Source organism: Janthinobacterium sp. Ant5-2-1, from assembly GCF_001445815.1.
Taxonomy (GTDB): Bacteria; Pseudomonadota; Gammaproteobacteria; order Burkholderiales; family Burkholderiaceae_D; genus Janthinobacterium; species Janthinobacterium lividum_E.
The window spans coordinates 13,726-31,549 of the sequence record NZ_LNCE01000047.1; the positions used below are offsets into that span (position 1 = coordinate 13,726).

Below are 17,824 nucleotides of genomic sequence, written 5' to 3' on the forward strand. Positions count from 1 at the left end.
GTCGGCGGCCCGCATCCAGCCTGTCGCGCCTGCGTTACAATCACCATCCTTACCGTTGGAGAAATACATGCAGCAATATCAAGATTTGATCAAGACCGTGCTCGAAACGGGCAGCTGGCAAGACAACCGCACGGGCATCCGCACCCTGAGCGTGCCGGGCGCCATGATGCGTTTCGACTTGGCCAACGGCAATTTCCCTGCCGTGACAACCAAGAAACTGGCTTTCAAATCCGTGATCGGCGAACTGTGCGCCTTCCTGCGCGCCTCGCGCAACGCGGCCGAATTCCGCGCGCTGGGCTGCAAGGTGTGGGACCAGAACGCCAATGAAAATGCGCAATGGCTGGCCAACCCCTACCGCGAAGGCGAGGATGACCTTGGTCCCGTGTACGGCGTGCAATGGCGCCAATGGCCCGCCTATAAACTGCTGGACGCCGCCAAACCGGAGCAAATCGCCGACGCGCAAGCCAACGGTTTTACCTTGGTCGCCCCCATCGTCGAGGACGGCGTGCAAAAAGTGCTGCTGTACAAGGCCGTCGACCAGTTGCGCGAATGCCTGGACACCATCATGACCAACCCGGGCAGCCGGCGCATCCTGTTCCACGGCTGGAACCCGGCCGTGCTGGACGCCGTCGCCCTGCCCGCCTGCCACTTGCTGTACCAGTTCATCCCGAACGCCAGCACGCGCGAAATCTCGCTGTGCTTATATGTGCGCAGCAACGATATCGGCCTGGGCACGCCGTTCAACATCGCCGAAGGCGCGGCCCTGCTGCACCTGGTGGCGCGCCTGACGGGCTACACGCCGCGCTGGTTCACCTATTTCATCGGCGACGCGCACATCTATGAAAATCACCTCGACATGGTGGAAGAGCAACTCAAACGCACGCCCTTCCCGGCGCCCAGGTTTGTCATTTCCGACCGCGTGCCCGATTACGCCAAGACGGGCAAGTACGAGCCGGAATGGCTGGAAAAGATCGAGCCGTCCGATTTCTCGCTGGAAGGCTATGAGCATCACGCGCCCATCAAGGCCGCGATGGCCGTCTGATGGCCATCGCACCGCTGGCAGCACTGCACCGCAAGCTGTTTGACGAAACGGATGGCAGCAAGTTCGCCCGGCTGAAAGAACGGTTGCTGAAAAAGCATGCCGCAGACGAGCGGCAAGACGTGCTCGAGATCCTGATGGCGTATGCGCGCGATGGACAGCTGCTGCACTGGCGCGCCTTCCTGATGACCGATATCGTCGCCTTGGCCGAGCCGGGAGAATACGGTGACTTTTTCAGCTGGAGCCTTGAGATGGACGGCCTCGCCTACTGGGGCGTGGACGGCATGCTGAAAAGCATGGGCAATGAAGCCTATGCCCGGCTGGTGGCCCTGTCCACGGCGGAAGATGCCAAGCTGAGCGTGCGCGCCAAGGCCGTCAAAAGCCTGGCCGTGTTCAGCCGCCAGCCTTTCGATGCCGGCTTGCCGACAGACCCCGGCCACTGGAAAGCGGAGCAGCTGCGCCTGACCGATGTTCTGGCCTGGCAGCGCGATGGCTACCCCGATGGCGCAGGCCATGCGCTGCCCGTCACGCATGCGGCGCTCGAGGACCCGCGCTCGCCGCTGGAAAAAGCTGCGGCCAGGCTGGAGAAAAAACTGGCGGCCAGACGCAAGAAGGAGCAGGACCTGGCCCAGCCATCGAACTGGCTGACCATCGCCAGCGCGGCCGACATGGCCGGCATCGCGCAGCGCTGGACCTTGCCGGAGCACTACCGGCGCTTCATCGCTTGCCATTCGCCGCTGCGCGTGTTTATCGACAGCCAGCAATATTTCCAGGGCTTGAGCCTGTACGGCGCGGCCGAACTCGTCAAGGCCCAGCACGGCTACGCCTGGAATCCCGTCAGTCAGGAAACCATCGCCGGCTGGCCGGATCAATACCTGGTGATCGCCGACGCGGGCGCCGATCCGTATTGCCTGGACCTGGGCAACATCGTCGATGGCGATGCGCCCGTGTATCACGCCGAGCATGGCATGGGCACATGGCGCTTCGAGCGCCATGTGGACAGTTTCATCGACTTCCTGAACGAGATCGCGGCAGCGGCCTAGCCCGGTTCCCCTCCCGGGCCGGGACCGCCAGGGCCACCTGGCCCGCGTCCGCCCGGCGGCCCGAAGCGCGGTTCGCGGTCGCCCTCTTTCGCCGCCGACGTGGCGCCGCCCAAGCGGTACGACAACCCCACATAAATCATGCGTCCATCGAAGCGCCGCGTGCTCGTCTCGCGCAGGGACGCGCTGTTGATGACGGTTTCCATTTTGTTGCTGCTGAACACGTCGGTCACGTTCATGACCAGGCTCAGCTGCGGTGTCACCGTGTGGCGCCAGCTCACATTCAAGGTATTGTTCGGCGAGCGGTAGCCCTGCCCCGACAGCATCTTGCCTTGCATTTGCAGGGCCAGCTGTAGTTGGTTGGCCGCATCGAACTGGTAATTGAGACGCGCGCGGCCGCTCAGGGCGTTGGCCGTGCGCGTGCTGCGGTTGCCCAGGTCGTCGGAACTCGTCTGCTGGCTGCGCGCCAGATTGCCGCTCGTGTTCAATGTCAACGATGGCGTCAGCTTGCCGCTGACGCTGAACTCCAGGCCGCTCGAATGGCTGCCTGCGCCGTTTTCCCGCGTGGTCAAGAGCACATTGTCGCTGATAAAGTAGCGATAATCGACGATGGCGTCCGTGTCGCGCCGGTGGTAGGCGCGCAAGCTGCTTTCCAGGCCCGCGATCTTCGTTTCATAGCCGATCTCGAATGAATCCGTCTGCGTGGGTTTCAGCTTCGGATTGCCGGCCGACACATTGAATTCGTCGCGGTAGACCACGTACGGATTCAGGTCGCCCGCGTTCGGACGGCGGATGCGGTGCGCATAGCTGAAACGCAGATTGCTCTCGTCGCTGACTTTATAGGTAGCGAACAGGCTGGGAATGTAGTTGACGTAGTTGTTGCCAGCCTCGACGCCGCTCGTAATCTGGCGCACGTTCAAGTCCGTGTATTCGGCGCGCAAGCCGGCCAGCGCGCCCCAGCGCTCGGTCAGGCGCATCTGGTAGGAGCCGTACAGCGCGACGGTGCGCTCGTCGAGCTCGAAACGGTTGCTGCGCAGGGGGTTGACGATTTCCGCCAGACTGCCCGGGTTGATGTCCGTATATAAAGTGTCGAAACTGCTCTTGTTGTCGGCCACCTTGTAGCCGAGCTTGGCCGTGCCGCCCGCCAGCGGACGCTCGTAGTCGCCGCTGAAGTCGACGATGCGGTTGCCCGTTTCGCTGTGCTGGCGCGCGCGGCTGTCGAAGGCGTTGACGGGCGTCACCGCGTAGGTATTGGCATAATCGCTGTCGCTCTCGTTGGTCGACGACGATACGCGCAAATCGATTTTGAGGGTTTCACCCGGCAATTCTCCCTTGTGGTCGTAGCGCGCCCCCCAGCTGTAGTTGCGGCTGTCGCCATTGCGCACGGTGCTGCGCACATAGTCGCCGATGGTGCTGCCCGTGCTGTCGCCATTGATGTAGCGGTCGAGCGAGCGCTGGTCGTTGCTGCGGCCGTTGTACGACACGCTGGCGGCCAGGGTGTCGGTGGCGTTCAGGTTGTAATTGACGGTGCCGTGCAAGCCCAGCGAGTCGTTCAAGCCGTTGCTGGTGGATTGCTGGCTGCTGGGGGCGAAGGCGCCAGTGCCGCGTTCCAGGCGTTCACGGCTGACCTCGCCCACGGAATTGCGGCCGTCATGGCGCACATTGATGCCGCCCTGGTAGCCCCACGGGCCTTCATTGTAGGTGCCGGACACGGAACTGTTGTAGCGCCCCGCGATGCCCGCATTCGCGTTGACGGTGGCAAAGCCGCCCGGCTTGCGGTTGCGCCGCATCACCAGGTTCAGGATGGGCCCGCCACCGGCCTCGTTGCCGAACTGGGCGCCGGGATTATTGATCACTTCCACGGATTCGATATCGTCGGCCGCCATGGCGTTCAGGGTGGCGCCGCGCGAATCGCCCTGCAGCATGGCGGACGGCTTGCCATCGATCAATATCTGCACATTGCTGCTGCCGCGCAGGGACACGGAACCGTCGGGATCGACGGCCACCGACGGCACGTTATTCAAGGCATCGGCCGCCGTGCCGTTGCTGCTGCCCACGTCGGACTTGACGTCGTAGACTTGCCGGTCGATGCGGCCCGTGGGACGTTCCGCCGTCACGCTGACGGAAGGCGGCGCATCGGCAGCGGGCACCTTGGCTGGCGCGGGCTTGACGACGGTGTCGCCGCTGGTAGTCGTGGTTTGGGCCTGAACAGCGGCGCCGGAGACGAGCAGGCTGCTGCCCGCCAGACAGTGAAAGAGGATTTTATGCATTTGCTTAAAAAATAATGGAGACGCTACGGATGAGGCGCTACGCCGCAGCGTGAGGGCACAGTGAAAGCATGCCACGACTCCATTGCGCAAAGCAAATGCGAACCATTGTTATTTACTTCAATTTACAAATCTCTTGCACTTGTGGTCATACAGCCTCATCCGATGGCCACTACCTCAGCAAGCCATTGCCGCGCGCCAATTTCAGCCAGCCCGGATATTCCGTCATCAACAGGTCATACAGTTCCGCATCGCTGTGCTCGTCGGGCGAGCTGACGGAAAAGTAATTGGCGTTGTCGACCAGGCGTCCCTGCAATTCGTCGAGCTTTTCCAGGAACGGGAAGTCGGAATCGGCAAAGGCGGAAAGAAACTTGCTTTTCGACTTGCGTCCCTTGCCGATGCCCATGAATTGCCAGAAGATGGCTTCGTTGCTGGCCCATCGCAATTGCTTTTCCGTCGTTGCCTGGTCGCTCGTGCCGCCATCCGTCACGAACATGACGTACACGGGCAGCTCGGCCGCGACGGGCCGCGTGCGCTCGCCGCCGGCCTTGTCGGGGAAATAAAACGCGCGGATCGCCTGCATGGCGGCGCCATAGCGCGTATCGCCTTCCAGCGGATGGCGCTGTATGGCCTGGCCCACATAGGTATTGCAGTTGTTCAAGGCCATGGGCGCCGGGTGGTGGACGTCCTTGCCGAACAGGAAAACGTCGATCTCGCCATCATCGTCGAACTTGCAGCCCAGGGCCAGGATGCGCTCGGCAAAACGCTGCACCAGCCCCTCTTTATACAGCCGTCCCATGGAGCCGGAAATATCGAGGCACAAGCAGACCTTGGCGCGGTGGTCCGATAGCCCCACTTTTTGCAGGGACACGCCCGCCTGCTTGACGAGGCTGACCAGTTGCGGCGCTTCCCGTTCAACGCGCTTTTCCAGGTTGATCTTTGCCTGCTGGATTGCCGACGCCGCGGCAGGCGCGGCCTGGTCGACTTCGCCGCCGAAGTGGCGCACCAGCGCATCGAGTCCGCCATTGAAACCTTGTCCCACGGCCATGCAGCGCCAGCCGCCGTCCTTGCGGTAGATTTCAAGCAGCATGACGGCTTTTTCCTGTGCGAAATCCGTACCGGCGAAGGCAAAGCGGGCCAATTCGCGTCCGCCCGCCTGCAGGCGCACGTGGCCAGACTGCAGCTGCGACATCACGCCGCCGCCATCGATGGACGCCGTGACGACGAGGCGGTCTATGCCGGCCGGCAAGAGCGCCAGTTGCAAGGCAAACTCGGCCGCATCGCCCCCGCTGCCGGCACGCGCCTCTACACCGCCGCACGGCGTGCGCGGCTGGTTGAAGAAAGTCATGTAGCGCTCATCCGACAATTTGCCGCCGGCATCGAGGCCGAAACAGGCCACGTCGAGCGCCAGCCCCTGCGCGGCCACGCCGACCTGCAGCACGCCGTCGGGAACGAGATTGGCCAGCGGCAAGCGCTGTCCCTTGGATAAGATTTCCATCAGTATCTCCTAAACGATGTAGCGGCGCGGATTGTCCGCATTGCAATCCTCTTCATCTTCCTTGTCCTCGCCCTTGAAGACGACGGGACCGTTGAAAGCCAGCTGCAGGTTCTCGCCCTGCCAGCTCAGCCAAGGCGTCGCTTCGCTGCCCGGTTCCGACGTCTTGCCGGACGGCTCGAGGATGATGCTGTCGGGCGTGATGCGCGCCATGCCGATCACATAGGTGTAGACGGTGTCGTCGTCGGCCGCCTTGGACAAACGAAAATCGAACGCGCACTCGACGATCTGCTCGCCATATTGCATGACCATCTTCGGCCGCATGGAGGCCACCGAGACGGCGCCGTTGGCCACCGCCGAATACACGCTGAAGACGAGGCCCACCGTGCCGCCGTAATGCTGCGCCAGCGCAGGATTGACTTCCACCGTTTCCGTGGCCGGCTCCTTGCCCGCCGCGCCCGCCACGTCGCCCAGGTGGCGCACGTAGGGCATGACGTCGAAGCTGCCTGCCGTGTCCGGCGCTTGGATGAAGCGCATCTGGCCGTTCGGCAAGAGGATGCCGACTCTTAAATCGAGGTCGTCATTATCGTCGTCGCCATCGCCGTTATCGACCCAGCTGGCCTTGACGGTGAGTTTGCTCGGCGCGCCCGCGCCCTTTTCCAGCGATACCTTGTGCGTCTGGCCCGCCTTGGTCAGCGAGATTTTGGACAGGGAAATCTTGGCTGACGGCGCAGGTTCCGCTGCCGCCTGCGCCACCTCGCCGCCGAAATGCGCGACCAGCGCATCGAGGCCGCCATTGAAACCCTGGCCCACGGCCATGAAGCGCCAGCCCCCATCCTTGCGGTAGAACTCGCCCAGCATGACGGCTTTTTCTTGCGAAAAATCAGCGCCTGCATACGTGTAGCGGGCCAATTCCCGCCCGCCGTCGAGCAGGCGCAGATGGCCGCTGCCCAGCCGTGCCATCGTGGCGTCGCCATCGATGGCGGCCGTGACGACCAGGCGCTCGATGGAGACAGGCAAGCGGTCCAGCTGGTAGCTGAAACCGGCCGCATCGCCGGACGGCGCAGAGGTTTCCACGCCGCCGCACGGCGTGCGCGGCTGGTTGAAGAAAGTCATGTAGCGGTCGTCGGACAACTTGCCGGCGGCATCGAGGCCGAAACAGGCAAAATCCAGCGGCACGCCGGCGCTGGCAAGACCCAGTTGCACGACGTTACCCGTGACGAGGCCGGACAGCGCCAGGCGCTGCCCCTTGATCAGGTTTTCCATGGAGTCAGGGAGAAAGAAAGGGAAGACAGAACCGGGCAGCGGCGCCACCCGGCACATTTACGCAAACAACTGGTTTTTAAGCATTAATACCGAACGAGCGGGCCAGAGGGCCAAGGCCGCCTTTGAAACCCTGGCCGATGGCCTTGAATTTCCATTCGCTGCCGGCGCGGTAGATTTCGCCGAAGATCATGGCCGCTTCCGTCGAGCCGTCTTCCGACAGGTCGTAGCGGGCGATTTCCGCGCCGTTGTCGCCGTTCAGGCAGCGGATGTAGGCCTTGCCGACCATGCCGAAGTTCTGCTTGCGGTTTTCCGCGTCGTGGATGGTGACGGCCACGGCGATCTTGTCGATGTCGGCAGGTACGTTGGCCAAGTCGACGGCAACTTTCTCGTCATCGCCATCGCCGCCGCCCGTCGTGTTGTCGCCCGCGTGGACGATGGAGCCGTCAGCCGACTTCAGGTTGTTGTAAAAAATGAAATCGGCATCGGAGCGGGCCTTGCCATCCGTTTTCAGCAGGAAGGCGCTGCCGTCCAGGTCAAATGCGGCGCCATCGGTGGCGCGCGGGTCCCAGCCCAGGCCAATCACGATTTTCTTCAAGCCAGGAGCTTCCTTGCTCAGGTTGACATTGCCGCCTTTTTGCAAACTGATCGCCATGGTGTTTCCTCTTTATTTAATTAATGGGTTGCATTCGGTGTTTCAGGTCACGTCGCCGGTACCCCGGCTTGATGAGCCATGAGCCTACCATAAAGTTCCTGCTTGCCAGCCGCGCACTATTGAAAATAATGCCATAAGGAAAATACCACGCCGCTGCCCGAATGCGCAAAATGACGGATAATGCCGCTCGACAAAAATTTTCACCATCACTTGACCCCAGGCTTGTCCTTGAAGAATACCCAGATACGGCTCGACTGCATTCCTGGCACCCTGTGCGACGAGCGCATGTGGTCGCGCCTGGCGCCTGCCCTGGGCGGCGCCTTTGATCTGCAGCACGTGCCCCTGCATGAGGCGCGCACGCGCCCGCAGATGCAGGCACTGATTGCCAGCCACAGCGCCCAACAGGCCCATCTGGTGGGCTTTTCGCTGGGCGCCTATCTGGCGCTCGAACACGCGCTGGCACACCCGCAGCGCATCGAGTCCCTCACTTTGATCGCCAATTCGGCCAAAGGTTTGCTGCCTGCGGAAATAAGCGCGCGCCAGCGCATCGTCGCCATGCTCGAGCGCAATGCCTATGCGGGCATCACGCGCCAGCGCCTGCGCGAACTGCTGCATCCGTCGCACTTGGACGATGCATCGATCACGGGCCTGATCCAGCAGATGGGACTGGATCTGGGCAAGGACGTGCTGCTGGCGCAATTCATCACCACCATCGCCCGCCCTGACTTGATGGCGCGCTTGCCGGAACTCGATTTTCCCGTGCTGATCGTGGGCGCGGAAGACGACAAGCTCGTCAATCCCGACGATTTGCGCGCCATGGCCGCCCGCCTGCCGCAGGCCACCCTGCATCTGCTGAAAGAGAACACCGGCCACATGATTCCGCTAGAAGCGCCGGGCCCGCTGGCCGACGCCATGCGTGCGCATCTGGAGGCAGCGGGCAATTTCAACGATAATGACGGGCATCGGGCATCGCCCCCACCACTTTCAAAGAACCAATGAACCATTTGACCATCATCGTCGCCACCGACCAGCAAGGCGGCATCGGCATCGACAACACCCTGCCGTGGAAATTGCCGGAAGACCTCGCGCATTTCAAGCGTTTGACGACGGGCCACCCCATCCTCATGGGCCGCAAGACCTTCGATTCCATCGGCCGTCCGCTGCCGAACCGCCGCAACATCGTCATCACGCGCAATCCGGACTGGCGCCATGAGGGCGTGGAGGCCGTGTCGTCGGTGGAAGCGGCCATCGCCCTGCTCGATGGCACGGAAGGCTATGTCATCGGCGGCGCGGAAATCTACCAGCAGTCACTGCCCCTGACACAGCGTTTGATCATCACGGAAATCGGCCAGACCTTCGACTGCGACGCCTTTTTCCCCGCCGTTGACCATGCCGTGTGGCAAGAAACCACGCGTGTAGCCCATGTTTCGGAGAAATCCGGCCTGCCGTACGCCTTTGTCACGCTGGAACGCAAAGCCTGATAAGGTTGAGAATGATGAGCAGAATGTTGCTGTAATACCCCTGTCACACCCATGCGTCACGCTAGCGTACGCTTGTGACGCTTTGCTACGATATTTTTTTCCCGCAGAGGCCGCATTTCTGCGAGAATCCCGTTCTTATTTTTTTTCTGCGGCTGCCGGGTTGCACTACCGCCTGACCGTCGCGCCCTAGTCCGCCCCTTCACATCTGTCAGGGGCGGCTTGCTTTTTTGGAGACATGCATGAAATTTCGTTTCCCTATCGTCATCATTGACGAGGATTTCCGTTCTGAAAATACGTCCGGCCTGGGCATTCGCGCCCTTGCCGCCGCAATGGAAAAAGAAGGCATGGAAGTGCTGGGCGTGACCAGCTACGGCGATTTGTCGCAATTTGCCCAGCAACAATCGCGCGCGTCGGCCTTCGTGCTGTCGATCGACGATGAAGAATTCGGCGGCGGTTCCATCGAGGAAACCGACCACGCCTTGAAATCGCTGCGCGCCTTCGTCGAGGAAATCCGCTACAAGAACGCCGACATCCCTATTTATCTGTACGGCGAAACGCGCACTTCGCGCCATATCCCCAACGATATCCTGCGCGAACTGCACGGTTTCATCCACATGTTCGAAGATACGCCGGAATTCGTCGCGCGCCACATCATCCGCGAAGCGAAGTCCTACCTGGACGGCCTGTCGCCGCCGTTTTTCCGCGCGCTGGTGCACTACGCCAACGACGGTTCCTACTCGTGGCACTGCCCCGGACACTCGGGCGGCGTGGCGTTCCTCAAATCCCCGATCGGCCAGATGTTCCACCAGTTCTTCGGTGAAAACATGCTGCGCGCCGACGTCTGCAACGCCGTCGAGGAACTGGGCCAGCTGCTCGACCATACGGGTCCTGTGGCCGCGTCCGAGCGCAATGCGGCGCGCATCTTCAATGCCGACCATTGCTATTTCGTCACCAACGGCACCTCGACTTCGAACAAGATGGTGTGGCACTCGACCGTGGCGCCAGGCGACATCGTCGTCGTCGACCGCAACTGCCACAAGTCGATCCTGCATTCGATCATCATGTGCGGCGCCATCCCCGTGTTCCTGATGCCGACGCGTAATCACCTGGGCATCATCGGTCCTATCCCGCTGCATGAATTCACGCCGGAAAGCATTGCCCGCAAGATCGAGGCAAATCCGTTCGCACGCGAAGCGAAGAACAAGAAGCCGCGCATCCTGACCATCACGCAATCGACCTACGATGGCGTGATCTACAACGTGGAAACCCTGCGCGAAATGCTGGACGGCAAGATCGACACCCTGCACTTCGATGAAGCGTGGCTGCCGCACGCCACCTTCCACGATTTCTACAAGAATATGCACGCCATCGGCAAGGATCGTCCGCGCGCCAAGGAATCGATGATCTTCTCGACCCAGTCCACGCACAAATTGCTCGCCGGCCTGTCGCAGGCCTCGCAAATCCTCGTGCGCGAATCGGACACGGTCAAGCTGGACCAGGACGCCTTCAACGAGGCTTACCTGATGCATACCTCGACGTCGCCGCAGTATTCCATCATCGCCTCGTGCGACGTGGCCGCGGCCATGATGGAAGCGCCGGGCGGCACGGCCCTGGTGGAAGAATCGATCATGGAAGCGCTCGATTTCCGCCGCGCCATGAAGAAGATCGACCAGGAATGGGGCCAGGACTGGTGGTTCCAGGTCTGGGGTCCGTCCAGCTTCAACGACGAAGGCATGGGCCAGCAGGAAGACTGGATGATACGCGCCGAGGATGACTGGCACGGCTTCGGCGACCTGGCTCCCGGATTCAACATGCTCGACCCGATCAAGGCGACCATCGTCAACCCGGGCCTGTCGCTGGACGGCCAGTTCGGCGACACGGGCATTCCCGCGTCCATCGTCACCAAGTACCTGGCCGAGCACGGCGTCATCATTGAAAAATGCGGCCTGTACTCGTTCTTCATCATGTTTACCATCGGCATCACCAAAGGCCGCTGGAATACCCTGCTGACCGCGTTGCAGCAGTTCAAGGACGACTACGACAAGAACCAGCCCATGTGGCGCATCCTGCCGGAATTTGCGGCGGCCAACCCGCGTTACGAAAAAATGGGCTTGCGCGACCTGAGCCAGCAAATCCACGATTTCTACAAGGCCTACGACGTGGCGCGTCTGACGACGGAAATGTATCTGTCGGACATGATCCCGGCCATGAAGCCGTCGGACGCCTTCGCCAAGATGGCGCACCGCGAAATCGAGCGCGTGGCCATCGACGAACTGGAAGGCCGCATCACGTCCATCCTGCTGACGCCGTACCCACCGGGCATCCCGCTCCTGATCCCGGGCGAACGCTTCAACAAGACCATCGTCGATTACCTGCGCTTCGCGCGCGACTTCAACGAACGCTTCCCTGGCTTCGAGACGGATGTGCATGGTCTCGTGAAACGCGAAGTCGATGGCAAGCGCGGTTATTTTGTCGACTGCGTGAAATTGGACGAGAACGTCTAAAAACGTCGACCTCCGTTGAGCTTCATTAAATAGCGCCGCCTGATGCGAATCAGGCGGCGTTTTTCATTTCATGAACTACCGCGCACGCTTGCGCCAGATCAAACGGCTGGGGTGTCGGGCTTCTAAGATGGGCCACTCGTGCCCTCGTGATGGCTGGCATATGACGCTCAAGGTGTGGCTGGAAATCGTGCAGCAGGCGGCGGCTGGCAGTGGCGCCTTGCTGATGACGGCCTTGAAGCAGGCTCAGGTAACTGTAGCCCGGCGGCACGATGGCGACGAGGATGGGGCGGGCATCGTGCTGTTTGCCGAGGCCAATGCCGCGCTGCTGCAAGCGCTGCCGGCGCTGTGCCACCATGCTTCCGTGCTGGCCATTGCCGCCTGCGGCCAGCCCCCCAGCTGCGCGCAAAAGCGCGCCCTGCTGGCGGCTGGCGCGCTCGATGTGCTGCTGTGGCCCAGCGGTGCCGTCGATGCGGGACAGGTACTGGCTCGCCTGCAACGCTGGCAAGCCGTGGCGCAACTGCTGGCGTCCAGCGCCGTGCGCCAGCAGCTGGTGGGCGACAGCGCGGCCTGGACCGCCTTGCTGCACCAGGTGGTGGAAATGGCGGCCTTCAGCCAGGCGTCGATGCTGATCACGGGCGAGACGGGCACGGGCAAGGATTTACTGGCGCAACTGATCCACCGCCTCGGCAACTGCAGCGGCGACTTCACCATTCTCGACTGCACCACCCTGTCGCCGGAACTGGCGGGCAGCGAACTGTTCGGCCATGAACGGGGCGCCTTTACGGGCGCGGCGGCGGCGCGCGACGGCGCTTTCGCCCTGGCCGACGGCGGCGTGCTCTTCCTCGATGAAGTGGGAGAGCTGCCGCTGACCCTGCAGGCGCAGCTGCTGCGCGCCATCCAGGAGCGCAAATACAAGCGCGTGGGCGGCAATACCTGGCAGCCGACGCAATTTCGGCTCGTCTGCGCCACCAACCGCGAACTGGAACATGAAGTGGCGCGCGGCGCCTTCCGCGCCGACCTGTATTACCGCATCGCCGGCTGGCGTTGCCAGACCCCGCCCCTGCGCGAACGCCAGGACGACATCCTGCCGCTGGCCCGGCATTTCCTTGCCGAGCTGGCGCAACAGCCGCCGCCCGCACTGGACGCTGCCGTGCGCGAATACCTGCTGCTGCGCGAGTATCCGGGCAATGTGCGCGAACTGCGCCAGACCGTCACGCGCATCTGGCACCGCCATTGCGGCCCCGGCCCCATCACCATCGGCGCCCTGCCGCCCGACGAACGGCTGCTGGCGCCGCTCTGGCCCGACCAGCACTTCGAAGCGGCCGTACGGCGGGCGCTGGCCCAGGGCTGCAAGCTGTCGCACATCACGCGCTGCGCCACCGACATGGCCATCCGCCTCGTGCTGGCGGAAGAACACGGCAACAACCAGCGCGCCGCAGCCCGCCTTGGCGTAAGCGACCGCGCCCTGCAAATCCGCCGCAAGGCTGCCGCCTGCGCGGCTCAGCTGGCGCAGCCTGATGTTGTGCCGCCATAAGACCGGCAATAGCCAGACGGCTATAGTCGGCGCATGTACAGCCCAGCCTGCCACCGCCTGTCCGCCTGTTTCGAGCTCTCGCGCCCCGGCGCGGCACCGCAGCTGCGCGCCATGGAAGGCTTGCGCGGCCTGGCCGTGCTGCTGGTGTTTCTCGTCCACTATGTCAGCCTGGAAGCGCCGTGGCGCGGCGGCGCCGTCACGCCCTTGGCTGCAGCCCTGCACAGCATGGGCAATGCGGGAGTCGACCTGTTTTTTGTGCTCAGCGGCTATCTGATCTATGGCTCGCTGATGTCCCGCCAACAAGCGCTGCTACCCTATCTGCGCCGCCGCGCACGCCGCATCTATCCCGTCTACAGCTGTGTCTTCGCCCTGTACCTGCTGCTGTCGTGGGCCCTGCCGTCCGAAAGCAGGATACCGGCGGCGTGGCCGCAGGCCTTCGCTTACCTGGCCAGCAATTTTCTGTTGCTCAGTGGCTTCACGTCGGCGCCCCCCTTCATCAGCGTGGCCTGGTCGCTCAGCTATGAAATGCTGTACTACCTGCTGATCCCCCTGCTCATCCTGGTCTTCCGTTTGCGCCAGCGCAGCCGCAGCTGGCGCGGGCGCTTCTTCGCCGTGCTCACCTTGCTGGCGGGCGGCCTCTTCGCCATCTTCGGCGGTCCGGCTCGTTTGCTGCTGTTCGTTGCCGGCATCCTCGTCCATGAAGCGCTGGCGGCGCCCGCCTGGCGCGCACCGTCGCCCGCACTGGCCGCCTGCGCCGTGCTGTGCGCGCTGGGCTGTTTGCCGCTGCCGCTGGCGCTGCTGCTGAAACTGGCGCTGCTGGCCTGTGCCTTTTTCCTGCTGTGCCTGTGCTGCTTCCAGGCCCGCGCCAACTGGCTGGCGCGCCTGTTTTGCTGGACGCCCTTGCGCTGGCTGGGCAATATCAGCTATTCCTACTATCTGATCCACGGCCTGGCGCTGAAGGGCGCCTTCCTGGCGCTGGCGCTGCTCCACCCGCCGCAAGCGCAGGGCCTGGCCTTCTTTTTACTGCTGATGCCGTTCATGCTGCTGCTCAGCCTACCACCGGCAATGACGCTGTTCCTGCTCGTCGAACGGCCGCTGTCCCTGTCGCCATTGCAGGCGCCCGCCCCTGCGACTGCTGCGGCGCCTGCTGTAGTGTCTAGCCCTGCCTTGCCAGCCGCAGGAAATTTCCCCCCAGGATGAGCCCGGCATCGGCTGGCGGCAATCCCAGCAACTCAATCTTGTGCAATTCCAGCCCCGGATGCAGCCAGGGGCCATCCGAGCCGAACAAGACCTTGTGCGGTCCCGCGCGGCGCACGGCCTGCTGCAGCAAGTCGAAGCGGCGCACGCCCGAGCTGTCCGTATGGATATTCGGATGGCGCACAAGGTGGTCGATCAGCGCCAGCTGCGCCGCCCAGTCGTCGCCGAAGCTGCCCAGGTGGGGCAGGATAAAATCGACGTCGGGATACTGCTGCGCCAGCAGTTCGGCCACGGCCACCTCGCCGGCCGGGTCGTACAGCACGGGCAAGCCGAAGAAGCGCGCCGCATCGCACAGTTCGCCGCTGATGCGCGCGTCAAGCCGGTGCGCCTTGATGCCGACAAAGCCGTAGCGCTCGACGGCCGTGCGCACCAGGTCCATGATACGGCCCCGGTCGCGCCGCGCATGCACGAAGGCAAAGCCATAAAAACGCTGCGGATCGGCGGCGACCAGGCGCGCCACGCCATGGTTGGCGATGGCGTAATCGGAGTGGAAGGCGGCGAACAGCACGCTGCGGGCGATGCCGGCCGCCTGCGCGCGGCGCAAGTAGGCCTGCAGTGGCGCATCGCTGTCCCACGGCCCGCTCAAGCCGTCGCCGGGTCCCGCATGGCAGTGGCAATCGATGATCATCATGCCGCGCTATTGCCAGTCGCCCATGACAACGATACGGTTGCCGCGCCGGCGCCAACGCCCGCTTTCATCTTCCTGCTGCGGCGCAGGCGAGCGAAAGTGCGGCAATTGCTGGTGCAGGGCCCGCGTCAGCGCACTTTCCACGGCGCGCGGGCTGCCATCGCTGTCGCCGGCCAGACGCGCCGCCTGCCCCGCGATGCGCACGAAGCGGCGCGCCAGCGCCAGTTCGCGGTCGGCCGGCGCTTCGCCCTCCGCTTCGCCTTCCATCTCCAACTCCAACTCCAACTCCAGCGCATTGCTGGCCGCGCGTCCCAGGGCCGAGCCGAGCGCCGTGCCCACGCCCGGTATCGGGATCATCGAACCGAGGGCGCCGCCGACAAAGGGCAAGGCCGTCTTGGCCACGGCCTTCAAGGCGCCGCCCAGGGGCTTGGCCACCTTGGCGATGGTAGAACCCACTTTCTTGACGCCCTTCCACACGCTCTTGAAGACATTGCCGAGAAACTGCTCCAGTTCCTCCTCGCTGGCCACTTCCAGCAACTCCATGGCCAGTTGCAGTTCTTCCTCTTCGCTGAAGACGGCCGGCGCGCGGCCCTTGCCGGGCCAGTCCCGACCGAATTCCAGCACTTCAAAGGCGGCGCCGGCCTGCTGCCGGCATTGCCCGCATTCACATTCGAGTTGGTGCATGATGGTCTCCTTCGCAGTCGTCAAGGTGCTGGCGTCAGCCCCACATTTCGCCCAGCACGGCCATTTCCAGTTCGCGCCGCTGGTTCGTCAGCACGCCGCGCCGGTGGGTAAACATGTCGCTGTGGATACCCTTTTCCAGGCTGCGCCGCTGTGCGGCCGAGGAGAGCGGCGCCACATAGACGTCATGCCCGCTCATGTCCATGCCCATCATCTTGCCGCACAGGTGGTGCTGTTTCAGGCGCCGCCGCAAATCATCGGTCTGGCCGCTGTAGGCGCGCCGGCCATCCTTGGTGTTGAACTCGATCACATACAGGCCCGGCCCCGTGGCGTTCGCATCGTTGACGGCCTGCGGAATCGCGCCCACCGCCTGGTAGCGCAAGGCGGCCGCGCCTGGTACGCGGCCCAGGGTGGACGCCAGGATGGGCGGCACTTCGCCCTGCATCTGGCCGCCATCCTGGTCCGGATCTTGCCCCAGCCCTTGATCCTGTCCTTGATCCTGTCGTTGATCCTGCCCCTGGTCCTGATCCGTGTCCTGATATGGCGCCGGCTCCTGCTGGCCGCCGAACACGGGATACGGCGCCGGATAAATGGTGGGGTAGATGGCACCATAGCCGCCCCAGCCCCGGTAGCGCGGCGGATACGGCAAGGGCGGCGGCGGGTATCGGGGTGGCCGGCGCCCCTGGCCCTGGTAGCGTGGCGGCGCGGGACGGCGCGGGCCCCGCAGCGGCGGCCTCGCACGCAGGCCGCCACCGCGCATGGCGCCGCGTCCACCTCCAGGGCGCGCACGCTCGCCTTCCCATTCGCTCTCCCATTCACCTTCCCACTCTCCCTCGTCCTCCCCCTCGTCCTCCCCCTCTTGCGTCCCTTCTTGCGACCACTCCTGCGACCATTCCCCCAGCCACTCCTGCTCGCCGGCCGCTCCCGCCTGCCCCGCAAAGGGCAGCATTTCAAACGCTTCGTTCATATCGCCTCCTCGTATGATGTTCAAGCAAGTTCATCGCCTGTTCCAGTTGCCGGGGCGTCTGGTCGGCCCGCAGCAGAAACGTCAGCGCGCCGGGACCGTCCCCCGCTTGCGCCAGCGCCAGCACGCCCGCGGCGCGCAAGGCTGGCTGCAAATGGGCGCGCCCTGGCAGGCGCTGCACGGGAAAGCTGCCGCCCTGGCAAGCGATGCCGGCCGCCGCCATTCCCGTCCGCCATTGCGCCACCCTGTCCGCCAGCCTGGACCGCAAGGCGTCGCCATGGTGCGCATTGAGGGCCAGCGCCCGCCGCGCCGCCGCCAGCACGGCGGCCGAGGGAGGACTGGCATGCACGCGCGTCTGGCTGTGCGCCGCGAAGCGCCGCAACAGCTTGCGGCTGCCAGCCAGCACGGCCAGCGGCACGCCGAATCCCTTGGCCAGGGAGGCGCCGACGATCAGCGATTCCCCATGCAAGCCAGGCAGCCGCGCCGAGCCGCCGCCCTGTGTACCCGTCACGCCCAGCACCTGGGTGTCGTCCAGCAGCAGATAACCGCCGCCCTGGTGCGCCAGGGCCGCGTAGCCGGCCAGCGGCAAGGCCTGTTCGCTGCCCGGCACATAGCCATCGGCCAGGATCAATGGCCGCCGCCCTTGCCTGCCCCAGGCCGCCACCAACTGCCGCAGCGCCGCCATCTCGCCGCTGGGAAACAATCGTAGCGGCACGCCCAGCGCCTGCGCCCGCTCGGCGCCCCAGCGCGCGATGGCGTAGCTGCCGCCATCGACGAGGATCACCAGGCGCTCGGCAGCCAGCATGCCGAACAGGTCCCAGAACAGGTGCAGGGTCGACGGCAGCAAGCAGGCCGCCTCGCAGCCTTGCAAAGCAGCCAGGTCCGCGGCCAGGGCCCGCGCGCCGGGCGGCTCCTGCAGCGCCGCCGGCTGGCCCAGGGTCAAGCTGTTCCACGGCGCCAGCGAGTCCGCTGGATGGCGCATGCCCAGGTACAGGGCGCTGGTAAAATCGAGCATG

Annotated in this window: 15 protein-coding genes; 7 read left to right on the forward strand and 8 right to left on the reverse strand. The window is 64.0% G+C overall.

From position 1 onward, the window contains the following. Positions 1-67: 67 nt before the first annotated feature. Together ASN89_RS15340 and ASN89_RS15345 are read left to right on the forward strand one after the other, a co-directional pair. Positions 68-1,042: a thymidylate synthase gene (locus ASN89_RS15340; RefSeq protein WP_058049869.1), complete on the forward strand. Its 975-nt coding sequence runs from the start codon at positions 68-70 to the stop codon at positions 1,040-1,042. Next, the gene (locus ASN89_RS15345; RefSeq protein ID WP_058049870.1) at positions 1,042-2,082 is read left to right on the forward strand and encodes an SMI1/KNR4 family protein; all 1,041 of its coding nucleotides are present in this window, start codon (positions 1,042-1,044) and stop codon (positions 2,080-2,082) included. Before ASN89_RS15340 ends, ASN89_RS15345 begins: the two co-directional genes overlap by 1 nt. Here the strand turns inward: ASN89_RS15345 and ASN89_RS15350 are convergent. From ASN89_RS15350 to ASN89_RS15365, 4 genes are all read right to left on the reverse strand, one after another. Then, complete coding sequence (locus ASN89_RS15350; protein WP_058049871.1) at positions 2,079-4,349, reverse strand: outer membrane beta-barrel family protein; 2,271 nt, start codon at positions 4,347-4,349, stop codon at positions 2,079-2,081. The genes ASN89_RS15345 and ASN89_RS15350 overlap by 4 nt on opposite strands. A gap of 169 nt (positions 4,350-4,518) precedes the next feature. Then, complete coding sequence (locus ASN89_RS15355; protein WP_058049872.1) at positions 4,519-5,844, reverse strand: VWA domain-containing protein; 1,326 nt, start codon at positions 5,842-5,844, stop codon at positions 4,519-4,521. A 9-nt stretch (positions 5,845-5,853) separates the two neighbouring features. After that, positions 5,854-7,107: a TerD family protein gene (locus ASN89_RS15360; RefSeq protein WP_058049873.1), complete on the reverse strand. Its 1,254-nt coding sequence runs from the start codon at positions 7,105-7,107 to the stop codon at positions 5,854-5,856. Positions 7,108-7,183: 76 nt separating this feature from the next. Further along, on the reverse strand, positions 7,184-7,759 hold the full coding sequence (locus ASN89_RS15365; RefSeq protein ID WP_034784423.1) for a TerD family protein: 576 nt from the start codon (positions 7,757-7,759) through the stop codon (positions 7,184-7,186). Positions 7,760-7,939: 180 nt separating this feature from the next. Here ASN89_RS15365 and ASN89_RS15370 point away from each other — a divergent pair, with 180 nt between their 5' ends. The 5 genes from ASN89_RS15370 (at position 7,940) to ASN89_RS15390 (ending at position 14,478) form a co-directional block, all read left to right on the forward strand. Next, positions 7,940-8,758 (forward strand): alpha/beta fold hydrolase, encoded by an 819-nt coding sequence (locus tag ASN89_RS15370; RefSeq protein ID WP_058049874.1) that lies wholly within the window; start codon positions 7,940-7,942, stop codon positions 8,756-8,758. Beyond that, positions 8,755-9,240: a dihydrofolate reductase gene (locus ASN89_RS15375; RefSeq protein WP_058049875.1), complete on the forward strand. Its 486-nt coding sequence runs from the start codon at positions 8,755-8,757 to the stop codon at positions 9,238-9,240. The genes ASN89_RS15370 and ASN89_RS15375 overlap by 4 nt, the downstream gene beginning before the upstream one ends. Before the next feature lie 239 nt (positions 9,241-9,479). Continuing rightward, positions 9,480-11,744 carry an arginine/lysine/ornithine decarboxylase gene (locus ASN89_RS15380; protein ID WP_058049876.1) on the forward strand — a complete coding sequence of 755 codons (2,265 nt, stop codon included), beginning with the start codon at positions 9,480-9,482 and terminating at the stop codon, positions 11,742-11,744. 160 nt (positions 11,745-11,904) lie between these two features. Further along, positions 11,905-13,278: a sigma 54-interacting transcriptional regulator gene (locus ASN89_RS15385; RefSeq protein WP_152988579.1), complete on the forward strand. Its 1,374-nt coding sequence runs from the start codon at positions 11,905-11,907 to the stop codon at positions 13,276-13,278. A gap of 33 nt (positions 13,279-13,311) precedes the next feature. After that, positions 13,312-14,478 carry an acyltransferase family protein gene (locus tag ASN89_RS15390; RefSeq protein WP_082654595.1) on the forward strand — a complete coding sequence of 389 codons (1,167 nt, stop codon included), beginning with the start codon at positions 13,312-13,314 and terminating at the stop codon, positions 14,476-14,478. Here the strand turns inward: ASN89_RS15390 and ASN89_RS15395 are convergent. Genes ASN89_RS15395 through ASN89_RS15410 form a run of 4 tightly spaced genes read right to left on the reverse strand, consistent with a single transcriptional unit; the run spans position 14,435 to position 17,823 of the window. After that, entirely contained in the window at positions 14,435-15,166 is a 732-nt protein-coding gene (locus tag ASN89_RS15395; protein WP_235501981.1) for an amidohydrolase family protein, read from the reverse strand. The genes ASN89_RS15390 and ASN89_RS15395 overlap by 44 nt on opposite strands. A gap of 6 nt (positions 15,167-15,172) precedes the next feature. Continuing rightward, entirely contained in the window at positions 15,173-15,847 is a 675-nt protein-coding gene (locus tag ASN89_RS15400) for a hypothetical protein (protein WP_058049878.1), read from the reverse strand. A 34-nt stretch (positions 15,848-15,881) separates the two neighbouring features. Beyond that, the gene (locus ASN89_RS15405) at positions 15,882-16,811 is read right to left on the reverse strand and encodes a GIY-YIG nuclease family protein (protein ID WP_152988580.1); all 930 of its coding nucleotides are present in this window, start codon (positions 16,809-16,811) and stop codon (positions 15,882-15,884) included. After that, positions 16,795-17,823, reverse strand: a complete 1,029-nt coding sequence (locus ASN89_RS15410) for an aminotransferase class I/II-fold pyridoxal phosphate-dependent enzyme (protein WP_058049879.1) — start codon at positions 17,821-17,823, stop codon at positions 16,795-16,797. The genes ASN89_RS15405 and ASN89_RS15410 overlap by 17 nt, the downstream gene beginning before the upstream one ends. Position 17,824 lies beyond the last annotated feature (1 nt).

What these genes read in the sequence shown, in the direction of transcription:
- ASN89_RS15340 (WP_058049869.1), top strand. Translation starts at nt 68, where the DNA reads ATGCAGCAATATCAAGATTTGATCAAGACCGTGCTCGAAACGGGCAGC.
- ASN89_RS15345 (WP_058049870.1), top strand. Translation starts at nt 1,042, where the DNA reads ATGGCCATCGCACCGCTGGCAGCACTGCACCGCAAGCTGTTTGACGAA.
- ASN89_RS15350 (WP_058049871.1), bottom strand. Translation starts at nt 4,349, where the DNA reads ATGCATAAAATCCTCTTTCACTGTCTGGCGGGCAGCAGCCTGCTCGTC.
- ASN89_RS15355 (WP_058049872.1), bottom strand. Translation starts at nt 5,844, where the DNA reads ATGGAAATCTTATCCAAGGGACAGCGCTTGCCGCTGGCCAATCTCGTT.
- ASN89_RS15360 (WP_058049873.1), bottom strand. Translation starts at nt 7,107, where the DNA reads ATGGAAAACCTGATCAAGGGGCAGCGCCTGGCGCTGTCCGGCCTCGTC.
- ASN89_RS15365 (WP_034784423.1), bottom strand. Translation starts at nt 7,759, where the DNA reads ATGGCGATCAGTTTGCAAAAAGGCGGCAATGTCAACCTGAGCAAGGAA.
- ASN89_RS15370 (WP_058049874.1), top strand. Translation starts at nt 7,940, where the DNA reads ATGCCGCTCGACAAAAATTTTCACCATCACTTGACCCCAGGCTTGTCC.
- ASN89_RS15375 (WP_058049875.1), top strand. Translation starts at nt 8,755, where the DNA reads ATGAACCATTTGACCATCATCGTCGCCACCGACCAGCAAGGCGGCATC.
- ASN89_RS15380 (WP_058049876.1), top strand. Translation starts at nt 9,480, where the DNA reads ATGAAATTTCGTTTCCCTATCGTCATCATTGACGAGGATTTCCGTTCT.
- ASN89_RS15385 (WP_152988579.1), top strand. Translation starts at nt 11,905, where the DNA reads ATGACGCTCAAGGTGTGGCTGGAAATCGTGCAGCAGGCGGCGGCTGGC.
- ASN89_RS15390 (WP_082654595.1), top strand. Translation starts at nt 13,312, where the DNA reads ATGTACAGCCCAGCCTGCCACCGCCTGTCCGCCTGTTTCGAGCTCTCG.
- ASN89_RS15395 (WP_235501981.1), bottom strand. Translation starts at nt 15,166, where the DNA reads ATGATGATCATCGATTGCCACTGCCATGCGGGACCCGGCGACGGCTTG.
- ASN89_RS15400 (WP_058049878.1), bottom strand. Translation starts at nt 15,847, where the DNA reads ATGCACCAACTCGAATGTGAATGCGGGCAATGCCGGCAGCAGGCCGGC.
- ASN89_RS15405 (WP_152988580.1), bottom strand. Translation starts at nt 16,811, where the DNA reads ATGAACGAAGCGTTTGAAATGCTGCCCTTTGCGGGGCAGGCGGGAGCG.
- ASN89_RS15410 (WP_058049879.1), bottom strand. Translation starts at nt 17,823, where the DNA reads ATGCTCGATTTTACCAGCGCCCTGTACCTGGGCATGCGCCATCCAGCG.